This is a genomic window from Variovorax sp. 10N420, assembly GCF_056394705.1.
The window spans coordinates 18494-32608 of record NZ_JBFTIJ010000024.1 but is presented as its reverse complement, the minus strand read 5'-3'; the positions used below and the strand labels follow the sequence as shown (position 1 = coordinate 32608).

Sequence of the window (14115 nt, the reverse complement as noted above, 5' to 3'; positions counted from 1 at the left end):
GCCGAAGCGCGCAGACTCAGGCGGATCAGGGCCGCGTGTGTCTGAGCGCAGCGAGTTTCACGCGGACCCCGCCTGAGTCGAGCACTGCAGGGAAGCCCGAAGGGCCGGCGCAGCGGGGTCGCACAGCCCGCACCGCATACCGGGCGGCCCCAACAAAAGGGCAAACCCCCAATCCGCTACTTCAAAGCCACGATCCCCGGCGGCTTCCAGCTTCCACCGCCCGGTGGCAACACAGACGGCGGCGTTTCCTTGGGCCAATACAGCCGCATCACCAGATAGATCGGACCGTCCGGAGCAGGCAGCCAGTTGGATTCCAGCGCCTTGCCCGGCGAGTCCTTCTGCACATGGAGGGTCACCGAACCGTCTGGGTTGCGCTTCATGCCAGGCAGCATCGGCGAGTTGATGAGATACCGGTTGATCGGATTCTTGATCAGCAATTGAGTGTTGGCGTCATACATCGTCACTGACCAGAACGCATCGACCGGCGGCAACTGTCCGGCCGGGAACGTGATCGCGTAGCGGTGCTTGCTACCGTCGAGCGGCTCGCCCTTCTCATCGACGCGGGTGAATGGATAGACAGCTTCCACCGCATCGTTTCCATAGATGCCCCCCTTGGCAGCCGCAGCACGCTTCAGCCAATCGCCCTTGTAGAAGTTGCGATCGCCGAAGAGCGATCCGATGTTCCACCCGTTCACATCCTTTTGCCCGCTCGCCAGGAACTTGTCGATTTTCGCGTCGCCTTCCTTCATGCCGAGGCCGACAGCGGCCTTGTGCTCCAGCGACAGGTCCTTGAACTGGAAAGTCTTGCCCGGGCCGATGCCGATGCGCGCGATGCGTGCGCGCACGTCCTTGTCTTCCGCCGTGGTGGGAACGTATTGGAGCGCCGCGTCCAGGTACTCGAAGTAGTTCGCCTTGATGCCCTTCGTCGTCGCGGGAAGGAAGTTGATGGCCGCTGCAGGTGGAGGCGCAGTTTGCCCAAGGAAGGCGGACAGCGGCTGCACCTTGTAGCCCGCTTGGACCTTCACAACATTCGGCATGTCCTTCTGATCGAAAAGCTGCGTCCTGTATGCAGCCAGCGTGAAGGGTGTGGTCGAAGTAAATACCTTCTTGATGCCCGGCGGCGTGGCGCCCTTCCAGTCGGGTCCGACCACCATGTAGCTGCCGGGCCCAGAGCCGGTGGCCCGGCTGCCGATGTAGCCGTAGTTGTAGGTGTTGCCATCGTTGAGCATCACCGAGTAATAGCGCCTCTTGTCAACCGCAGGGACGGTAAGAACCATCGGCTCGGCCCGCAGGTCAAGCCAGACCGTGGAATAGGGTGTGTCGCTGTTGGGCGTGATGACAGCGGTGTCCTCATAGGTGAAGACGCGCGGTTCGTTCTTGATCTGGTTGAACGGGGCCTTGAACTGCGGGCCGCCCTTGTCCACGGCGTACTCGTTCATCACCGCGTAGTTCATCACGATCGGCAGCCCGTAGATGAAAGCTTCCTCGGCAATGGCCTTGGTCTCAGCGAGGCTGGGGGCCGGGATGCCGGCAGCTGCATCGGCCTTTGCGCCTTGCGACACCGGATCGTTCTTGCTGGCGCAGCCAGCCAGCAAAAAGGCCGCCGCGACGGCACAAGTGAGAATTGACTCGAAACCGCACTTCGCCATCACTGTCCTCCAAATTGTGTTGAGCCGTGCGCCACCGGTCAGGGACGGACGATCAGCTCATGATGAAGGGAAAGTCGGCGGCCAACAACTTCCCTAAAGGGCAGTAGACGACCGGGGAGGTCAATGCGGCTCAAGCCAAAGCCAAACCGCTACGCCCACGGCCAGCCACAGGACGACGACGAGGAGCGCGCCGGCCCGGCTGCTTGGTTTGGCGCCCTTCGTTTGCATCCACTCTTCTGCCTGGGTGCGACATTCCGCCAGGACTTCAGACGGTAGCAGTTTGATGGTCAACCAGATCAGAACAGGGAGCAGCAGGACATCGTCGACATAGCCCAGCACAGGAATAAAGTCTGGAATCAGGTCGATGGGGCTCAGCGCGTAGGCCACGACGAACATGCCCAATGCCTTCGCATACCAAGGCGTGCGAGGATTTTTGGCTGCGAACCAAAGCGTCACTGCGTCGCGTTTGATTCGCTTGGCCCAGCTCTTCAAGTTGCTGCCGATGCTCATGAGCGCAAGCATGCCAGCGTTGGCTACCATCCCGCGGCAAGTCAAGGAAACCAAATGCCAACCATCCTGCAAGACCCAACCTGCATCTGGCCCGCCGGCGCCACGTTAGGCGAAGGCACCCTCTGGTCCCAAAAAGAGCAAGCGCTCTATTGGGTAGACATTCTCGGACACCGCCTCTTTCGCTTGGACCCCGTCACGAATGCCCGCGCCATCTGGCAGTTCGACGAAGAGATCTCCGCCATCGCCGAACGCGCGACAGCACCCGGCTTGATCGTCACCTTGCGCAGAGGCTTCGCCTTCTTCGACCCCGCTGCGCCGGACGCAAAGCCCGAGTACCTCCATCAGCCCGAGCCCGAACTCGAGAACAACCGATTCAACGACGGCAAATGCGATTCGCAAGGCAGGTTCTGGGGTGGCACGATGGACTTCGCCTGCAAGGCGCCGACAGGCTCGCTCTACCGCTTCGATCCCGACGGAAATTGCACCAGGCATGACGAAGGCTTCGCCGTCACCAATGGTCCTACGTGGTCGGCCGACGGGAAAACGATGTACTTCAACGACACCGTCACCGCCCGCATCTACGCCTACGACTTCGAGCCGGCCAGCGGCACCCTCTCCAACAAACGCGAATGGCATCGCTTTGGTCGAGGTGACGGCTATCCGGACGGCATGACCACCGATGCCGCCGGCAGACTCTGGATCGCGCATTGGGGCGGCGCCTGTGTCACCTGCCACGACCCGTCGAATGCCGAGGAACTCTGCCGCATCGCACTGCCAACGAGCCACATCACCAACTGCGCATTCGGCGGACCTGACCTGGACATTCTCTTCATCACCAGCGCCACCAGCGAACTCACTCCTGCCCAGCGAGAAGCCGAGCCCGAGGCGGGCGGCCTCTTCTCCGTTCGCCTGGACGTCGCCGGATCGCCAGCATTCGCGTTTCGGGGCTGAAGAAAAAAACCTCCATTCTTAAAACAAAGGCGTTAATTTTCAAGCCCCTTACACCAAAGGGCAGGTTGCCATGCACTTGGGCTGCGTGTTCAATGCACCTCGGTTCCAGCCGAATCACCCAAAACCTTAATAGCCACCGGCAGACAGTGGCCCTGGAGATGTGGAATGAGTGATCTGACCGACCTGAATCCGAACCCCGTGGACGAAACACCGATCGTCCGCTTGATTGATGACGACGCGTCCTTCCGGCGCGCCGTCCAGCGCCTCTTTCGCGCAGCCGGACACCGCGTCGCGGAATACAACTCGGTCGGCGCGATGCTGCTCGAAGGCATTGGCTCCGCGCCAGGATGCCTGGTGCTCGACATCCACATGCCCGGCCCCACCGGCCTGGACCTCCAGGAAATGATCGCCACGCAGCCGGAGCCGCTGCCCGTGATTTTTGCGACGGCCGAGGCCACCGTGCACGAAACCCTGCGCGCCATGAAAGCCGGCGCATCTGATTTTCTTTTCAAGCCGGTTGACGGCGAAGCGCTGCTGGCGGCAGTGAACAAGGCCATCGCCGAAGATGCCACCCGACGCCGGGCCCGGCGTCGCCTCAACGATCTGCAGAATCGCTACTCGCGACTCAGCCCCCGTGAACGGCAAGTGCTCGACATGGTGGTCAATGGCGCCCTCAACAAGCAGATCGGCGCTGAACTCGGTGCGGCGGAGCGCACGGTCAAGGCCCACCGCGCGCACGTCATGGAAAAAATGGAAGTGACTTCGCTGGCCGATCTCGTGCGCGCCGCTGGTCAACTGGGCGCAACCGCCGGCGAGCTTGGCCGTGTCGGCGCCTGATACCCCGCCACCCATCACCCACTACCCATCACAGCCATCGTGAACAAACCCTCTCGCGCAGGCATGGCCTGGATTCCCGATGGGGCCTTCCTCATGGGGTCGGACCACCACTACCCGGAAGAGGCTCCTGCGCACAAGGTCTCAGTCAAGGGCTTCTGGATCGACACCCACACCGTCACCAACGCCGAGTTCAAGCGCTTTGTCGAGGCCACGGGCCACGTCACGCTCGCCGAGCGCCCGGCGAACCCGGACGACTACCCCGGCGCCGACCCGGCGATGCTCGTACCCTCCTCCGTCGTCTTCCGCAAGACACCAGGGCCGGTCGACCTCCGCAATCCGCACAACTGGTGGACCTATCAGGCGGGCGCCAACTGGCGACATCCACGCGGACCCGGCAGTTCGCTGCAAGGCTTGTGGGCGCATCCGGTCGTGCACGTGGGGTTCGAGGACGCCGAGGCCTATGCCAAGTGGGCTGGCAAGGAGCTCCCCACCGAAGCCGAATGGGAGTACGCCGCCCGCGGCGGCCTCGAAGGCAAGGAATATTGCTGGGGCGACGAGCTCACGCCCGACGGCAAATCCATGGCCAACACCTGGCAAGGCGAATTCCCCTGGCAGAACCTGCTCGAAGACGGGTTCGAGGGCACGGCACCCGTCGGCTCGTTCCCGCCCAATGGCTATGGGCTCTACGAGATGGCCGGCAACGTCTGGGAATGGACCACCGATTGGTACCAGGAACACGGAAAGATCACGCATGCCTGCTGCACGCTGGAGAACCCGCGCGGCGGCAACAAGGACGACAGCTTCGATCCGCGCACGCCGCAGGTGCGCATCCCTCGACGCGTGATGAAGGGAGGCTCGCACCTGTGCGCGCCGAACTACTGCCGCCGCTATCGGCCGGCCGCGCGCATGCCCCAGCCGATCGACACCTCGACAAGTCACCTCGGGTTTCGGTGCATCGTGCGCGGGGCGTAGATCTTGACGGCCGGCGTGGCTGCGTTCAGGGGATCAGCCGAACGGCCCCACATGAAAGATCATGCTCACGATCACGAAGCATCCCAGCGCCAGCAGCAGGACGGCCACCAGGAGCGTGAACGAATGCGGGAAGCCGCTTTCTCCATGAATAAGGCCCTGCGCCTTCAAGGCCGCACGCTCCCTGCGCAGTTGAAGCATGAAGCTGGAGTGATAGGTGATGCCGGAAATCAGCATCGCGATGCCGATGAGCACGAGCGCCTCGCCGAATTGCCGAGGAAACTCGCCGCTCTTCAACAGCTGCGACTCGTTGAGCTTCTGGAACACCTGGAAGACGGTGAATCCAAAGCCGATCAGGGACAGCGCGGTTCGAATGACCGACATCAGCGTTCGGTCCGCACTCATCCGGGTCCGCTGGAAGGACATCCCCGTGCGGCGCGAAGACAACTCGACGGAGATCTCCTCGGCAGTCATTCCCTTCTTGCGCTCGATGGAGTCTCCGGTCATTCGCAAAGGAGCACAAGATGCTCGTTGTTGGAGAGTCGAGAATCCTAAAGGCGCGTAGTCACAGCGTCAAATCCGCCGCTCCGGCATTTGACATCGCAAACAAGATCAGGGCAGCCTCAATCACATGGACGAAGTGCTACACACTCTGGCGCGCGCGCTGTCGCAGTTCTTCGAAGCCGCGACGCTCGTTCTGCTCGCGCTCGGCGCGCTGCTGGCGCTGAAGAACCTGATTGCAGGTCTTCTCGCGCGCCGTCCGCCCGCCGATGTCGCGCTGGATGTGTGGCAGGGCCTCTCGCGCTGGATCATGGTGGGCCTGGAGTTTCTCCTCGCGGCGGACCTCGCCGCGACCGTGGTGTCGCCCAGTTGGGACGAACTCGGCCGCCTGGGCGCCATCGCAGCCATCCGGACCTTGCTCGGCTTTTTCCTGGGACGCGATCTCGAGTCAGCTCGAAGGATCGCCCGCGAGAACGCCGAATTGAACAAGACGCGATGACGTCCGCCAAGCCAACGCAGCACGCCCCATGATCAAAAACGGATTGCACACTTTCATTCGCTGCACCGCCATCGCAGGTGCTTGCCTTGTGCTGCCTCTGACGGCCCTCGCCGCGTCCGCCGCCGGCGGAAGCTACGCGCTCGATACCGCTCAACTCTTCACCGTGTTCTTCATTACGCTCGGGCCGCTCAAGCTGCTGGGGCCATTCGCGCGGTCCACGCGCAATCTGGGTACAAAGGCTTTGCGCGCACTGGCATTGAAGGCCGCGCTCATCGGCATCGTCGCGCTGACCGGGGGAGGCTTTGTCGGTCGCTGGCTCGCCGCGAACTGGATGGTGCCGCCCGGTGCGCTCCAACTTACCGGGGGCCTGATATTTTTTGTGGTCGCGCTCCAGGGCGTATTGGCACAGTATGAGGTGCAGGTTCACCCACCCGCCGATGCAGTGCCGGTCCAGCCCGACGCGATGAAGATCGCATTCCCGATGCTGGTGACGCCCTATGGCGTTGCCGCCGTGATCCTGCTGCTTTCGATGAGCGGTGATGCCGAGCGCACAGAGCTGACGATGGCGATGCTGGTGCTCGTGATGCTGCTGAACCTGCTCGGGATGATCTTCGTGCGCGAGATCATGCGGCCCGCGGTGGTGGGTGTTTTGCAGGTGCTTGCCGCGGTCCTCGGCGTCATGCAGGTGGCGCTTTCGATCACGATCATGCTGGGCGCCTTGCGCGTGCTCGGCCTGGTGGGAGCCGCTTCGTGAATGCGGCCGCCACAGGGCCGCAGCGCGGCGATCGGGCGCCTGGAACTCAGCGCGGCAATACGCGAGCGTTCTCGCCGCTGCCTTCAATGTAGACCTGCTGGCCCACGCGCAAGGACGGATTGATCGGCTGGCTCACGGACACCAGAACGCCGTTCCTGATCCGCACGACGATCTGCTGGCCTGGCTGCGGCCGGTCGTAGCGCTTCGCGACCTCCGAGCCCGCGAATGCGCCGCCGATGGCACCGGCGACCATCGCCACATCCCGACCTGTTCCTCCGCCGATGAGGCTGCCGAGGCCCACACCCGTGAGACCGCCAACCACCGCGCCCACGCCCGTGTGCTGCGGACTCTGCAGGTCCGTCGGCGTGATCTGTTCGATCACCCCCTGGCGCACCTCCATGGACCCCGGGGCCTGGGATCCGGGCGCCGCGCAGGCGGCCATCAACAGCGTCAGCACGACGGCGCCGATACGAGAGAAGAGTTTGGTCATCAGATTGCTCCTTGAGTGGATAGAGGCTTCGCACGAATACCGGCGACAAGGTAAGTCACACCCAGCGCCAGCGTCAACACCGCCACGAGCGAACGTCGGCCGTCGTCCGTGGAAAAACCAAGCACCAGCGCGATCCCGAAGAGCAAAGTGCATGCACTTGCAATGATCGCCGGCAGTGCGCCGATGCGAAGGCCGCCGGTCAGCCTCCGCCTGTTCATCGACACATAGATCAGCCCGACGATCCCGAGCGCGATGCATGCGACGACGATCGCGCCAAGGTAGACGACGGCGCCAAGCACTCGCGACTGGATGTTCGGAGCGAGGAAGGTCACCACGCCGATGGCGAGCCGCAAGGCACCGTCCGCCAACGCGAGCCCGGACAGCCATCGCGCCGCCGGATGCTTCGACAGCGCGAACCAGAGCACGAGGCCCAGCACGCCGTCGAGCAACGCGAAGTAGCCGTTGTGGCCGTACTGGCCGCCTGCCTGAGGGCCGGCCGGGGACATCGACATCAGGTACGCGGCGAAGAGCACGCTCACAGCGCCCCGCAGCAGCAAGACTGTTCGCAGGCTCATGAGTGGCTTTCTCGAAAGGTGTGCAAGGTATTCAGGCTAAAGGTATTCGTCATGGCGCGCTCGCCGGCTGTACGACCAGCGCTTCGCCCTGGAGCAGCGTCGCTTCCACCTGGTCGCCCACCTTGAGAGAGGCGAGAAGCTTCGGGTCGTTGACGTCGAACTTGCGGATTTCCCTCACGCCACGGAGCGTGAGCTTCCCGGCCTTTCGGTCGATGGCGGTCACGTTCGCAACGGCCTGGATCCTGTGCTTCACCACGACACCGGGCCGGTCGCCGGGTTGTGCCACGTGCACCTGGAGCCAATCGGTACGCTCGCGGATCCCACCGGTCGTCTTTCGAAGGCCGAGCAAGAGTGCCTCGCCTTGCTTCAGAGTCACGCGATCGCCGACTTTGAGTTGATCGAAGTTCTTCACGGCTTCGCTGGCGTGGATGACGGTGTCCGGGCCATCGGGGCGCGACAGCGTGATGTCGCGCGTGGCCGGATCGATGGCGAGGATGGTGGCCGTGCGAACGCGCACACGCCCCGCAACCGCCTGCGCCTCGCCGGGCTCCCTTCCAATCACGACCTCTTCCTGGCCGGACGCCGGCACCGCCGGCTTGTCCTGCGACCATGCCGGAAGCGCCAGGGTCGTCGCCAACACAGTCGCCATCGCCATGCCGAAAATGCGCTTGTTCATGAAGAGGAGTCCGGGTGCATCGGAAAGAACCTAGCTGGGCGACCACGGGCTGACCAACTGCCAAGGCACCGCCCTGTCGCCCTTGTTCTTGTTCCTGCAAAAGATGTAGTCCCCGGCGTTCTGCAGCGATCCGGCCTTGTTTTCGATGCGTGCCATCCTGCACCCCGGGCGCCCCTTGGGGTCTTCCGCAGGCGTAACGCTGCCGCTGTTTTGCGTGCCGGGGCTCGCCCATGTCACGGTGGCGCCGTCCTTTCCGCTCTCGAGCGCGCCGTCGATGGTTTTCGTCATCAGGTCGATGTCGGCCTGCTTGAATCTCGTGATCGGTGTGTCACGGATGGCGTTGTAGCGCTGCAGCGGCTGCGCTCCGGCGACGGTCGTCGCCAGCAGGACCGCGGCAATCGCCAGAAGCCTCAATGTGTGGATACCTTGCATGGTGGTCCTCCTTGTCCTTATTTGAGAAAACGAATTTCACCCGGGTGAACCTCACCCGGCAGCGCGCGAACCCCTTCGAGGCATTGCAGGCTGGATGACGTTGTAGCTCGGCCCGGCAACAAAATCCATTGGGGCATAGCTCCGTCCGGCGGCCGTCGTGCTTCGCCGCAGCCACGCGCCTCATCTTGACGGGCGCCCGCGGAAGCTGGAAATAGACCGAAGGGGCAAGAGTCATTGCCCCTTGGGGCAATGCGCAGAGCGTCACGCATTCACAACAGACGCACGCACATCTCGCAATAGTTCGCTTGGGGGATGGCGTCTCCCGCAAGCCCCGCATTAGGATGAAGCGAGCATCGACACACATCACAGGCAATCAGGGAGGCCCGGGTGAAAACGCGTTTCGACATCGAGTCCATCGTCGCGGCGACGGCGGTCGCCATCATCGTTCCGATGACGGTGCACGCCCAGCCGATTTCCGTGCCCGTACCGGCAGAACAACAAGAAGCTGACTATCGGGTGATTGCCGCACGCTGCGGCACCCCGGCGTTCGAGAAAACCTTCTACAACCAGTCGAGGGCCGCGGTTGCTGCGGGGCTGGTCAACAGGAACCGCCCGCCAGCCGACGTGGAAAAGACAGTCACCGCCCTGCGGCGCAGCCCGTTCGTGCTGGTCGCGGCACAAGCGGACTGCCCGGCCCAGTTGAAGCAGTTGGCCGATCTTCAGAAAAGCCGCAGCGAAGTCATCAGGACTTCAAGAGCACGCAAGGCCGTGGGTAAGTAGATCGTGGATCGGTTCGGCCGCTACAGCTCGCCGTAGACGCTCGCGTCAGGCTCTGCCCGGTCATGCCGCTTGGATGCGCTGCGCAAGCTCAGCACCCAGAGCCGCGCGTGGCGTTGTTCGCGGCTTTCAAATCGCTCTGCAAAGCGCCGGATGGCGGGACGTTCGATCGCAGCGATGGTCATCCAGTCCGTACCGCCGAAAGACGGAGCTTCCCCGCTTCGATCGACGAGCGCCGGCCGCAACGCCATGACCCAGTCGGTGGGGAAGCGCGGATCGCGATCCAACGTTCGCAAGGCAATCTTTGCCGCCATGGGGCTGAGCGCCGAAATCTTCTGGAGATGGAATTCGAGGTCCATGACAACACCCTGCTTTTTTCAGACACAAGACGATACATGTGTATCTGAATCTTACGCAAGGGTGTTAGTCGGGGTTTTCACGCGCTATTGCGAACTCATTCGTTTGTATTCATTGCGCTTCATGGCGAGGTAATCGTCCCGTTCGACTTCGTGAAGCTGCCGGGCGTAGCGCTCGGTGCTGTCGAACCAGAGGGCGAGCCGATCCTGCAATTGCGCCCGGGTCGGATGTTCCATGAAGGCATCGATCGCGAGGTAGTAGCGCATGGTGTTGCGCTCCACCACGCCGAGCACGCCGCCCACGTAGGCGTCCTTGCCGGTGGAGGTGAAGCCGACCTTGTCGCTGCCGATCGTCTTGAGATAGCCCTGCATGGCGATGCGCGCCGCGGTGCCGTAGCCATACGAGTAGCCGAGATGCATGAATGTCTTGCCGTCCGGCGTCGGCGTGGCCTCGAGCTCGATCCGGTAGTCGCGGGTCGACAGCGGCCCCTTGTCTGCGCCGAGGCCGACACTGAGATAGTCCGCTCCGACCGTGGCGGGTTGCCAGACGAAATCGATGCGCTGGGCCTCGGACAGGGGTTGGTCGAACTTGCGGCCGGCAAAGACCGTCACAGTTTTTATGTCGCTCTTCGAACTCACCGTGCAGCCCTTGGTGTTCAGGTGGAGCATGAGCACTTCGCACCAGACGCCCGGCTGGCTCAACTGAGTGCTCACCTCGCTGAAGGGGTGGTTCAGTACCGCAAAGATGTTGCCGCTCAACTGGCCTGAGGACTCTGCGGATTCGAGCACCAATGGCCGTCCGAAGACGTTCTGCGTGAGCTGGGATTGGACCGCGCCGTATTTCGCCTGGAGGGCTTCGGCGCTGCCGAGCTGTCTTTGGGCCAGCGCGACGGCCGGCAGGAAAAGAATGAAAAGCCAGAGCGCCAATCGGCGGAACATCGAGTGCTTCATGATGAATCGCATTCTTTCCGCGCGGCGGGAGCTCGGCTTGCAGGTGACCCTGCTGACGGAGCGGCAAGCTGCGCGCCGCGCAAAGCGCAGCTTGCCCGTCCCGTCGGGTTATACCGCCATGATCGACACGGCCTTGGTCACCAGGTAGCCTTCCATGGCTTCGGGTCCACCTTCCGAACCATAGCCCGAATCCTTCACGCCGCCAAAAGGCATTTCAGGCGTGGGCGCCGCCGGCTGGTTGATCCACAGCATGCCGAGTTCGAGCCGCTGCGACAACAGGTGCGCGTTCTTGATCGACCTTGTGAAGGCGTAGCCGGCCAGGCCGTAAGGCAGGCGGTTGGCTTCGGTGATCGCCTCTTCGATCGTGTCGAAGCCGCGGATGGCCGCGATGGGGCCGAAAGGCTCGTTGTTGAACACGTCCGACGTCAGCGAAACATCGGTCAGCACCGTGGGCGCGAAGAAGTTGCCCTCCGAGCCGACGCGCTCGCCGCCGGTTGCGACCTTGGCGCCGGTCGCGCGTGCGTCGTCGATCACCTTGGCCATCGCGGTCAGGCGACGGGCGTTGGCCAGCGGGCCGAGCGTGGTGCCTTCGGCGAGGCCGTCGCCCAGCTTCAGGCCCTCGGCGTGCTTGACCATCGCTTGAGCGAATTCATCGCGGATGCTGTTGTGCACCAGGAAGCGGGTCGGCGAGATGCAGACCTGCCCGGCGTTGCGGAACTTCGCGGCACCCGCGGACTTGACCGCCAGCACCACATCGGCGTCTTCGGCCACGATCACCGGCGCATGTCCGCCCAGTTCCATCGTGGCGCGCTTCATGTGCGCGCCAGCCAGCGCTGCAAGCTGCTTGCCCACCGGGGTCGAACCCGTGAAGGTCACCTTGCGGATGATCGGATGCGGAATGAGATAGCTCGAAATCTCCGCCGGATCGCCGAACACCAGCCCGACGGTGCCCTTGGGCACGCCGGCATCGACGAAAGCCTGCAGCAGCGCAGCGGGTGACGCAGGCGTTTCTTCAGGCGCCTTGACCAGGAACGAACAGCCACTGGCCAGTGCCGCGCCCAGCTTGCGAACGATCTGGTTGATCGGGAAATTCCAGGGCGTGAAGGCGGCGACCGGGCCGATCGGCTCCTTGATCACCAGCTGCTGTGCGGCGAGGTTGCGCGAGGGCACGATGCGGCCATAGACACGCCGGCCTTCGTCCGCGAACCACTCGATGATGTCGGCGCCGGCGAGCACTTCACCGCGGGCTTCGACGAAGGGCTTGCCCTGCTCTTGCGTGAGCACGCGGGCGATGTCGGCGGCGCGTTCGCGCACCAGCGCGGCTGCCTTGCGCATGGTGGCCGCCCGCTCGTTCGCCGGGATCTTGCGCCAGGCTTCGAAGCCGCGCTGCGCCGAGTCGAGCGCACGATCCAGGTCGGCGATGCCCGCATGGGCGACCTTGCCGATGGTCTTGCCGGTTGCAGGATTGACGACGTTCAGAGTCTTGCCGCTGGCGGCGTCGCACCACTCGTTGTCGATGAGCAGGCGCGTGTCGGGATAGCTGGAAGTGGTCATGCTGGGTCCTTGAATCCGTGAAAGAGGAAAGAGGGGTGTGTCGATTCGTGCAGGACGAATGCGACGAAGGCCGTGTGCCGGATGGGCATGGGCGCAGCACCGATCCTAGCGCCCTTTGAAGCCAGTCCGTGCGGCATGGGCACTGGGGGCGGCATCCTTCAAGGCTGCTTCTTGTCCTTGGCCTCGACCATCCCGACCGGCCGCGGCGTCATCGAATCCGCGATGTCGACCCAGCCGCCGCCCATCGCCTGGTAGACGTTCACCACCTGCGTGTAGCGGTCGGTCGTCAACGATGCGAGCGTGAGTTCGGCCGCAAAGAGTTCGGTGTCGGCAACGAGCACTTCAAGGTAGCCGATGAGGCCGCTTTCGAATTTGAGTCTCGAGAGCCGGGCGAACTCACGCAGTTGAACCACGCGCTCGCGCTGGAAGCCTACGCCTTCGATCGTCTTCTGCGTGCCGATGAGCGCGTCATTGGTGTCGCGGAAGGCATTGAGGATGGCGGACTGATAAACCAACTCAGCCTGCGTCTTCTGCGCTTCGGCCGATTGCACCTGCCCCTGGATGGCGCCGAAAGTGAAGATCGGACCGGCCACCCCCGCCGCCGCTTGCCACGCGGTCGCAGGGCCTGTGAGGAAGCTGCCGGCGGCGGTGCTGGTCGAGCCGAACGCGCCCGTCAGCGAAATGGTCGGGTAATAAAGCGCCCGCGCCGCGCCGATGCTGGCGTTCGCGGCCACGAGGTTTTGCTCGGCCGCAAGGATGTCCGGCCGGCGTTCGAGCAATGCCGATGGGAGGTCGGCCGGGATGAGCGGCGCCGCGAGTTCGTCGATGGTCTTGCCGCGCGGAATCGGACCCGGATCACGCCCGAGCAAGATCGAGATGCGGCCCTCGACCGCCGCGATCTGCTGTTCGATGACGGGGATCGACGCCAGCGCCTGCTGGTACTGCGAGCGCACCTGCGAGACTTCGGTCTTCGACACGATGCCGGACTTGAAGCGAAGATCGAAGATGCGCGCCGTTTCGCCAAAATTGCCGGCCGTCGCCATGGCGATCTCGCGCTGGCGGTCGAGGCCGCGCAGCGCGAAGTAGCTGGTCGCGACACCCGTCACGAGCGTGAGGACAACGCCGCGCTGTGCCTGCTCGCTGGCATAGACCTGCGCCTGGGCGGCTTCGCTCAGGCGCCGCACCCGCCCGAAGAGATCGACCTGCCAGGTGGCACCGAGCGCTGCCTGGTAGAGCGAGAAATAGGGATCGGCGGGCTCCGGTATCGGCGGCTGGCCCACGCGGCTTGCACGCGATCGGCTGGCGCCGCCACTGTAGGCAAGCTGCGGATAGGCTTGCGACTTGGCCGAACCAAGGGTGCCGATGAACTGGTCCACGCGCGCGGCGGCGACACGAACGTCGAGATTGCCCCGCAGCGCGGATTCGATCAACTCGTTGAGCACCGGATCGCCGAACTGCTCCCACCATTTGGTGTTGGCAACATCGGCGGCCTTCGGGTAGTCGATCCGCCATGCCGCGGGTGCCTGCACTTCAGGGCGAACGTAGTTGGGTCCGACGGTGCAGCCGGCGACGACAACGGAGAGGGCAGCCAGCGCTGCCAGCGCAAACGTCTTCATGGGGCTTTCCTCGCTCGA

Annotated in this window: 17 protein-coding genes; 6 read left to right on the top strand and 11 right to left on the bottom strand. The window is 63.8% G+C overall.

Going from position 1 to position 14115, the window contains the following annotated elements:
• Positions 1 to 176: 176 nt before the first annotated feature.
• Both AC1DEK_RS29515 and AC1DEK_RS29510 read right to left on the bottom strand, forming a co-directional pair.
• Positions 177 to 1649, bottom strand: a complete 1473-nt coding sequence (locus AC1DEK_RS29515; protein ID WP_478128877.1) for a DUF1254 domain-containing protein — start codon at positions 1647 to 1649, stop codon at positions 177 to 179.
• Positions 1650 to 1769: 120 nt separating this feature from the next.
• Positions 1770 to 2159 carry a YkvA family protein gene (locus tag AC1DEK_RS29510; RefSeq protein WP_478128876.1) on the bottom strand — a complete coding sequence of 130 codons (390 nt, stop codon included), beginning with the start codon at positions 2157 to 2159 and terminating at the stop codon, positions 1770 to 1772.
• A gap of 54 nt (positions 2160 to 2213) precedes the next feature.
• Here AC1DEK_RS29510 and AC1DEK_RS29505 point away from each other — a divergent pair, with 54 nt between their 5' ends.
• From AC1DEK_RS29505 to AC1DEK_RS29495, 3 genes are all read left to right on the top strand, one after another.
• Positions 2214 to 3110, top strand: a complete 897-nt coding sequence (locus AC1DEK_RS29505) for an SMP-30/gluconolactonase/LRE family protein (protein WP_478128875.1) — start codon at positions 2214 to 2216, stop codon at positions 3108 to 3110.
• 165 nt (positions 3111 to 3275) lie between these two features.
• Complete coding sequence (locus AC1DEK_RS29500; protein ID WP_478128874.1) at positions 3276 to 3947, top strand: response regulator transcription factor; 672 nt, start codon at positions 3276 to 3278, stop codon at positions 3945 to 3947.
• Between the two features lie 39 nt (positions 3948 to 3986).
• Positions 3987 to 4919 (top strand): formylglycine-generating enzyme family protein, encoded by a 933-nt coding sequence (locus AC1DEK_RS29495; protein ID WP_478128873.1) that lies wholly within the window; start codon positions 3987 to 3989, stop codon positions 4917 to 4919.
• Between the two features lie 33 nt (positions 4920 to 4952).
• Here AC1DEK_RS29495 and AC1DEK_RS29490 read toward each other — a convergent pair whose 3' ends face one another.
• On the bottom strand, positions 4953 to 5423 hold the full coding sequence (locus tag AC1DEK_RS29490; RefSeq protein ID WP_478128872.1) for a YidH family protein: 471 nt from the start codon (positions 5421 to 5423) through the stop codon (positions 4953 to 4955).
• Positions 5424 to 5547: 124 nt separating this feature from the next.
• On the opposite strand from AC1DEK_RS29490, the gene AC1DEK_RS29485 reads away from it, so the two are divergent.
• Positions 5548 to 5916 (top strand): DUF1622 domain-containing protein, encoded by a 369-nt coding sequence (locus AC1DEK_RS29485; RefSeq protein ID WP_478128871.1) that lies wholly within the window; start codon positions 5548 to 5550, stop codon positions 5914 to 5916.
• A 28-nt stretch (positions 5917 to 5944) separates the two neighbouring features.
• A complete protein-coding gene (locus tag AC1DEK_RS29480) occupies positions 5945 to 6670 on the top strand; it encodes a MarC family protein (RefSeq protein ID WP_478128870.1) in 726 nt (241 codons plus the stop codon).
• A gap of 46 nt (positions 6671 to 6716) precedes the next feature.
• Here AC1DEK_RS29480 and AC1DEK_RS29475 read toward each other — a convergent pair whose 3' ends face one another.
• From AC1DEK_RS29475 to AC1DEK_RS29460, 4 genes are read right to left on the bottom strand one after another with little or no spacing between them, the layout of a single operon-like run.
• Positions 6717 to 7160 carry a glycine zipper 2TM domain-containing protein gene (locus tag AC1DEK_RS29475; protein WP_478128869.1) on the bottom strand — a complete coding sequence of 148 codons (444 nt, stop codon included), beginning with the start codon at positions 7158 to 7160 and terminating at the stop codon, positions 6717 to 6719.
• Positions 7160 to 7735: a hypothetical protein gene (locus AC1DEK_RS29470; protein ID WP_478128868.1), complete on the bottom strand. Its 576-nt coding sequence runs from the start codon at positions 7733 to 7735 to the stop codon at positions 7160 to 7162. Before AC1DEK_RS29470 ends, AC1DEK_RS29475 begins: the two co-directional genes overlap by 1 nt.
• A gap of 49 nt (positions 7736 to 7784) precedes the next feature.
• Positions 7785 to 8411 (bottom strand): hypothetical protein, encoded by a 627-nt coding sequence (locus tag AC1DEK_RS29465; protein ID WP_478128867.1) that lies wholly within the window; start codon positions 8409 to 8411, stop codon positions 7785 to 7787.
• A gap of 30 nt (positions 8412 to 8441) precedes the next feature.
• Complete coding sequence (locus AC1DEK_RS29460) at positions 8442 to 8843, bottom strand: hypothetical protein (protein WP_478128866.1); 402 nt, start codon at positions 8841 to 8843, stop codon at positions 8442 to 8444.
• A 387-nt stretch (positions 8844 to 9230) separates the two neighbouring features.
• Here AC1DEK_RS29460 and AC1DEK_RS29455 point away from each other — a divergent pair, with 387 nt between their 5' ends.
• On the top strand, positions 9231 to 9623 hold the full coding sequence (locus tag AC1DEK_RS29455) for a hypothetical protein (protein ID WP_478128865.1): 393 nt from the start codon (positions 9231 to 9233) through the stop codon (positions 9621 to 9623).
• Between the two features lie 20 nt (positions 9624 to 9643).
• On the opposite strand, the gene AC1DEK_RS29450 is transcribed toward AC1DEK_RS29455, so the two are convergent.
• From AC1DEK_RS29450 to AC1DEK_RS29435, 4 genes are all read right to left on the bottom strand, one after another.
• Positions 9644 to 9979, bottom strand: coding sequence for a hypothetical protein (locus AC1DEK_RS29450; RefSeq protein WP_478128864.1), 336 nt, complete (start codon positions 9977 to 9979; stop codon positions 9644 to 9646).
• Between the two features lie 84 nt (positions 9980 to 10063).
• A complete protein-coding gene (locus AC1DEK_RS29445; RefSeq protein WP_478128863.1) occupies positions 10064 to 10927 on the bottom strand; it encodes a hypothetical protein in 864 nt (287 codons plus the stop codon).
• A 108-nt stretch (positions 10928 to 11035) separates the two neighbouring features.
• A complete protein-coding gene (locus AC1DEK_RS29440; protein WP_478128862.1) occupies positions 11036 to 12481 on the bottom strand; it encodes an NAD-dependent succinate-semialdehyde dehydrogenase in 1446 nt (481 codons plus the stop codon).
• Between the two features lie 158 nt (positions 12482 to 12639).
• A complete protein-coding gene (locus AC1DEK_RS29435; RefSeq protein ID WP_478128861.1) occupies positions 12640 to 14097 on the bottom strand; it encodes an efflux transporter outer membrane subunit in 1458 nt (485 codons plus the stop codon).
• Positions 14098 to 14115 lie beyond the last annotated feature (18 nt).

Coding starts and splice junctions, on each gene's coding strand:
- AC1DEK_RS29500 (WP_478128874.1), top strand. CDS start 3,276: ATGAGTGATCTGACCGACCTGAATCCGAACCCCGTGGACGAAACACCG.
- AC1DEK_RS29470 (WP_478128868.1), bottom strand. CDS start 7,735: ATGAGCCTGCGAACAGTCTTGCTGCTGCGGGGCGCTGTGAGCGTGCTC.
- AC1DEK_RS29450 (WP_478128864.1), bottom strand. CDS start 9,979: ATGGACCTCGAATTCCATCTCCAGAAGATTTCGGCGCTCAGCCCCATG.
- AC1DEK_RS29460 (WP_478128866.1), bottom strand. CDS start 8,843: ATGCAAGGTATCCACACATTGAGGCTTCTGGCGATTGCCGCGGTCCTG.
- AC1DEK_RS29485 (WP_478128871.1), top strand. CDS start 5,548: ATGGACGAAGTGCTACACACTCTGGCGCGCGCGCTGTCGCAGTTCTTC.
- AC1DEK_RS29480 (WP_478128870.1), top strand. CDS start 5,945: ATGATCAAAAACGGATTGCACACTTTCATTCGCTGCACCGCCATCGCA.
- AC1DEK_RS29505 (WP_478128875.1), top strand. CDS start 2,214: ATGCCAACCATCCTGCAAGACCCAACCTGCATCTGGCCCGCCGGCGCC.
- AC1DEK_RS29465 (WP_478128867.1), bottom strand. CDS start 8,411: ATGAACAAGCGCATTTTCGGCATGGCGATGGCGACTGTGTTGGCGACG.
- AC1DEK_RS29445 (WP_478128863.1), bottom strand. CDS start 10,927: ATGAAGCACTCGATGTTCCGCCGATTGGCGCTCTGGCTTTTCATTCTT.
- AC1DEK_RS29510 (WP_478128876.1), bottom strand. CDS start 2,159: ATGAGCATCGGCAGCAACTTGAAGAGCTGGGCCAAGCGAATCAAACGC.
- AC1DEK_RS29490 (WP_478128872.1), bottom strand. CDS start 5,423: ATGACCGGAGACTCCATCGAGCGCAAGAAGGGAATGACTGCCGAGGAG.
- AC1DEK_RS29435 (WP_478128861.1), bottom strand. CDS start 14,097: ATGAAGACGTTTGCGCTGGCAGCGCTGGCTGCCCTCTCCGTTGTCGTC.
- AC1DEK_RS29440 (WP_478128862.1), bottom strand. CDS start 12,481: ATGACCACTTCCAGCTATCCCGACACGCGCCTGCTCATCGACAACGAG.
- AC1DEK_RS29515 (WP_478128877.1), bottom strand. CDS start 1,649: ATGGCGAAGTGCGGTTTCGAGTCAATTCTCACTTGTGCCGTCGCGGCG.
- AC1DEK_RS29475 (WP_478128869.1), bottom strand. CDS start 7,160: ATGACCAAACTCTTCTCTCGTATCGGCGCCGTCGTGCTGACGCTGTTG.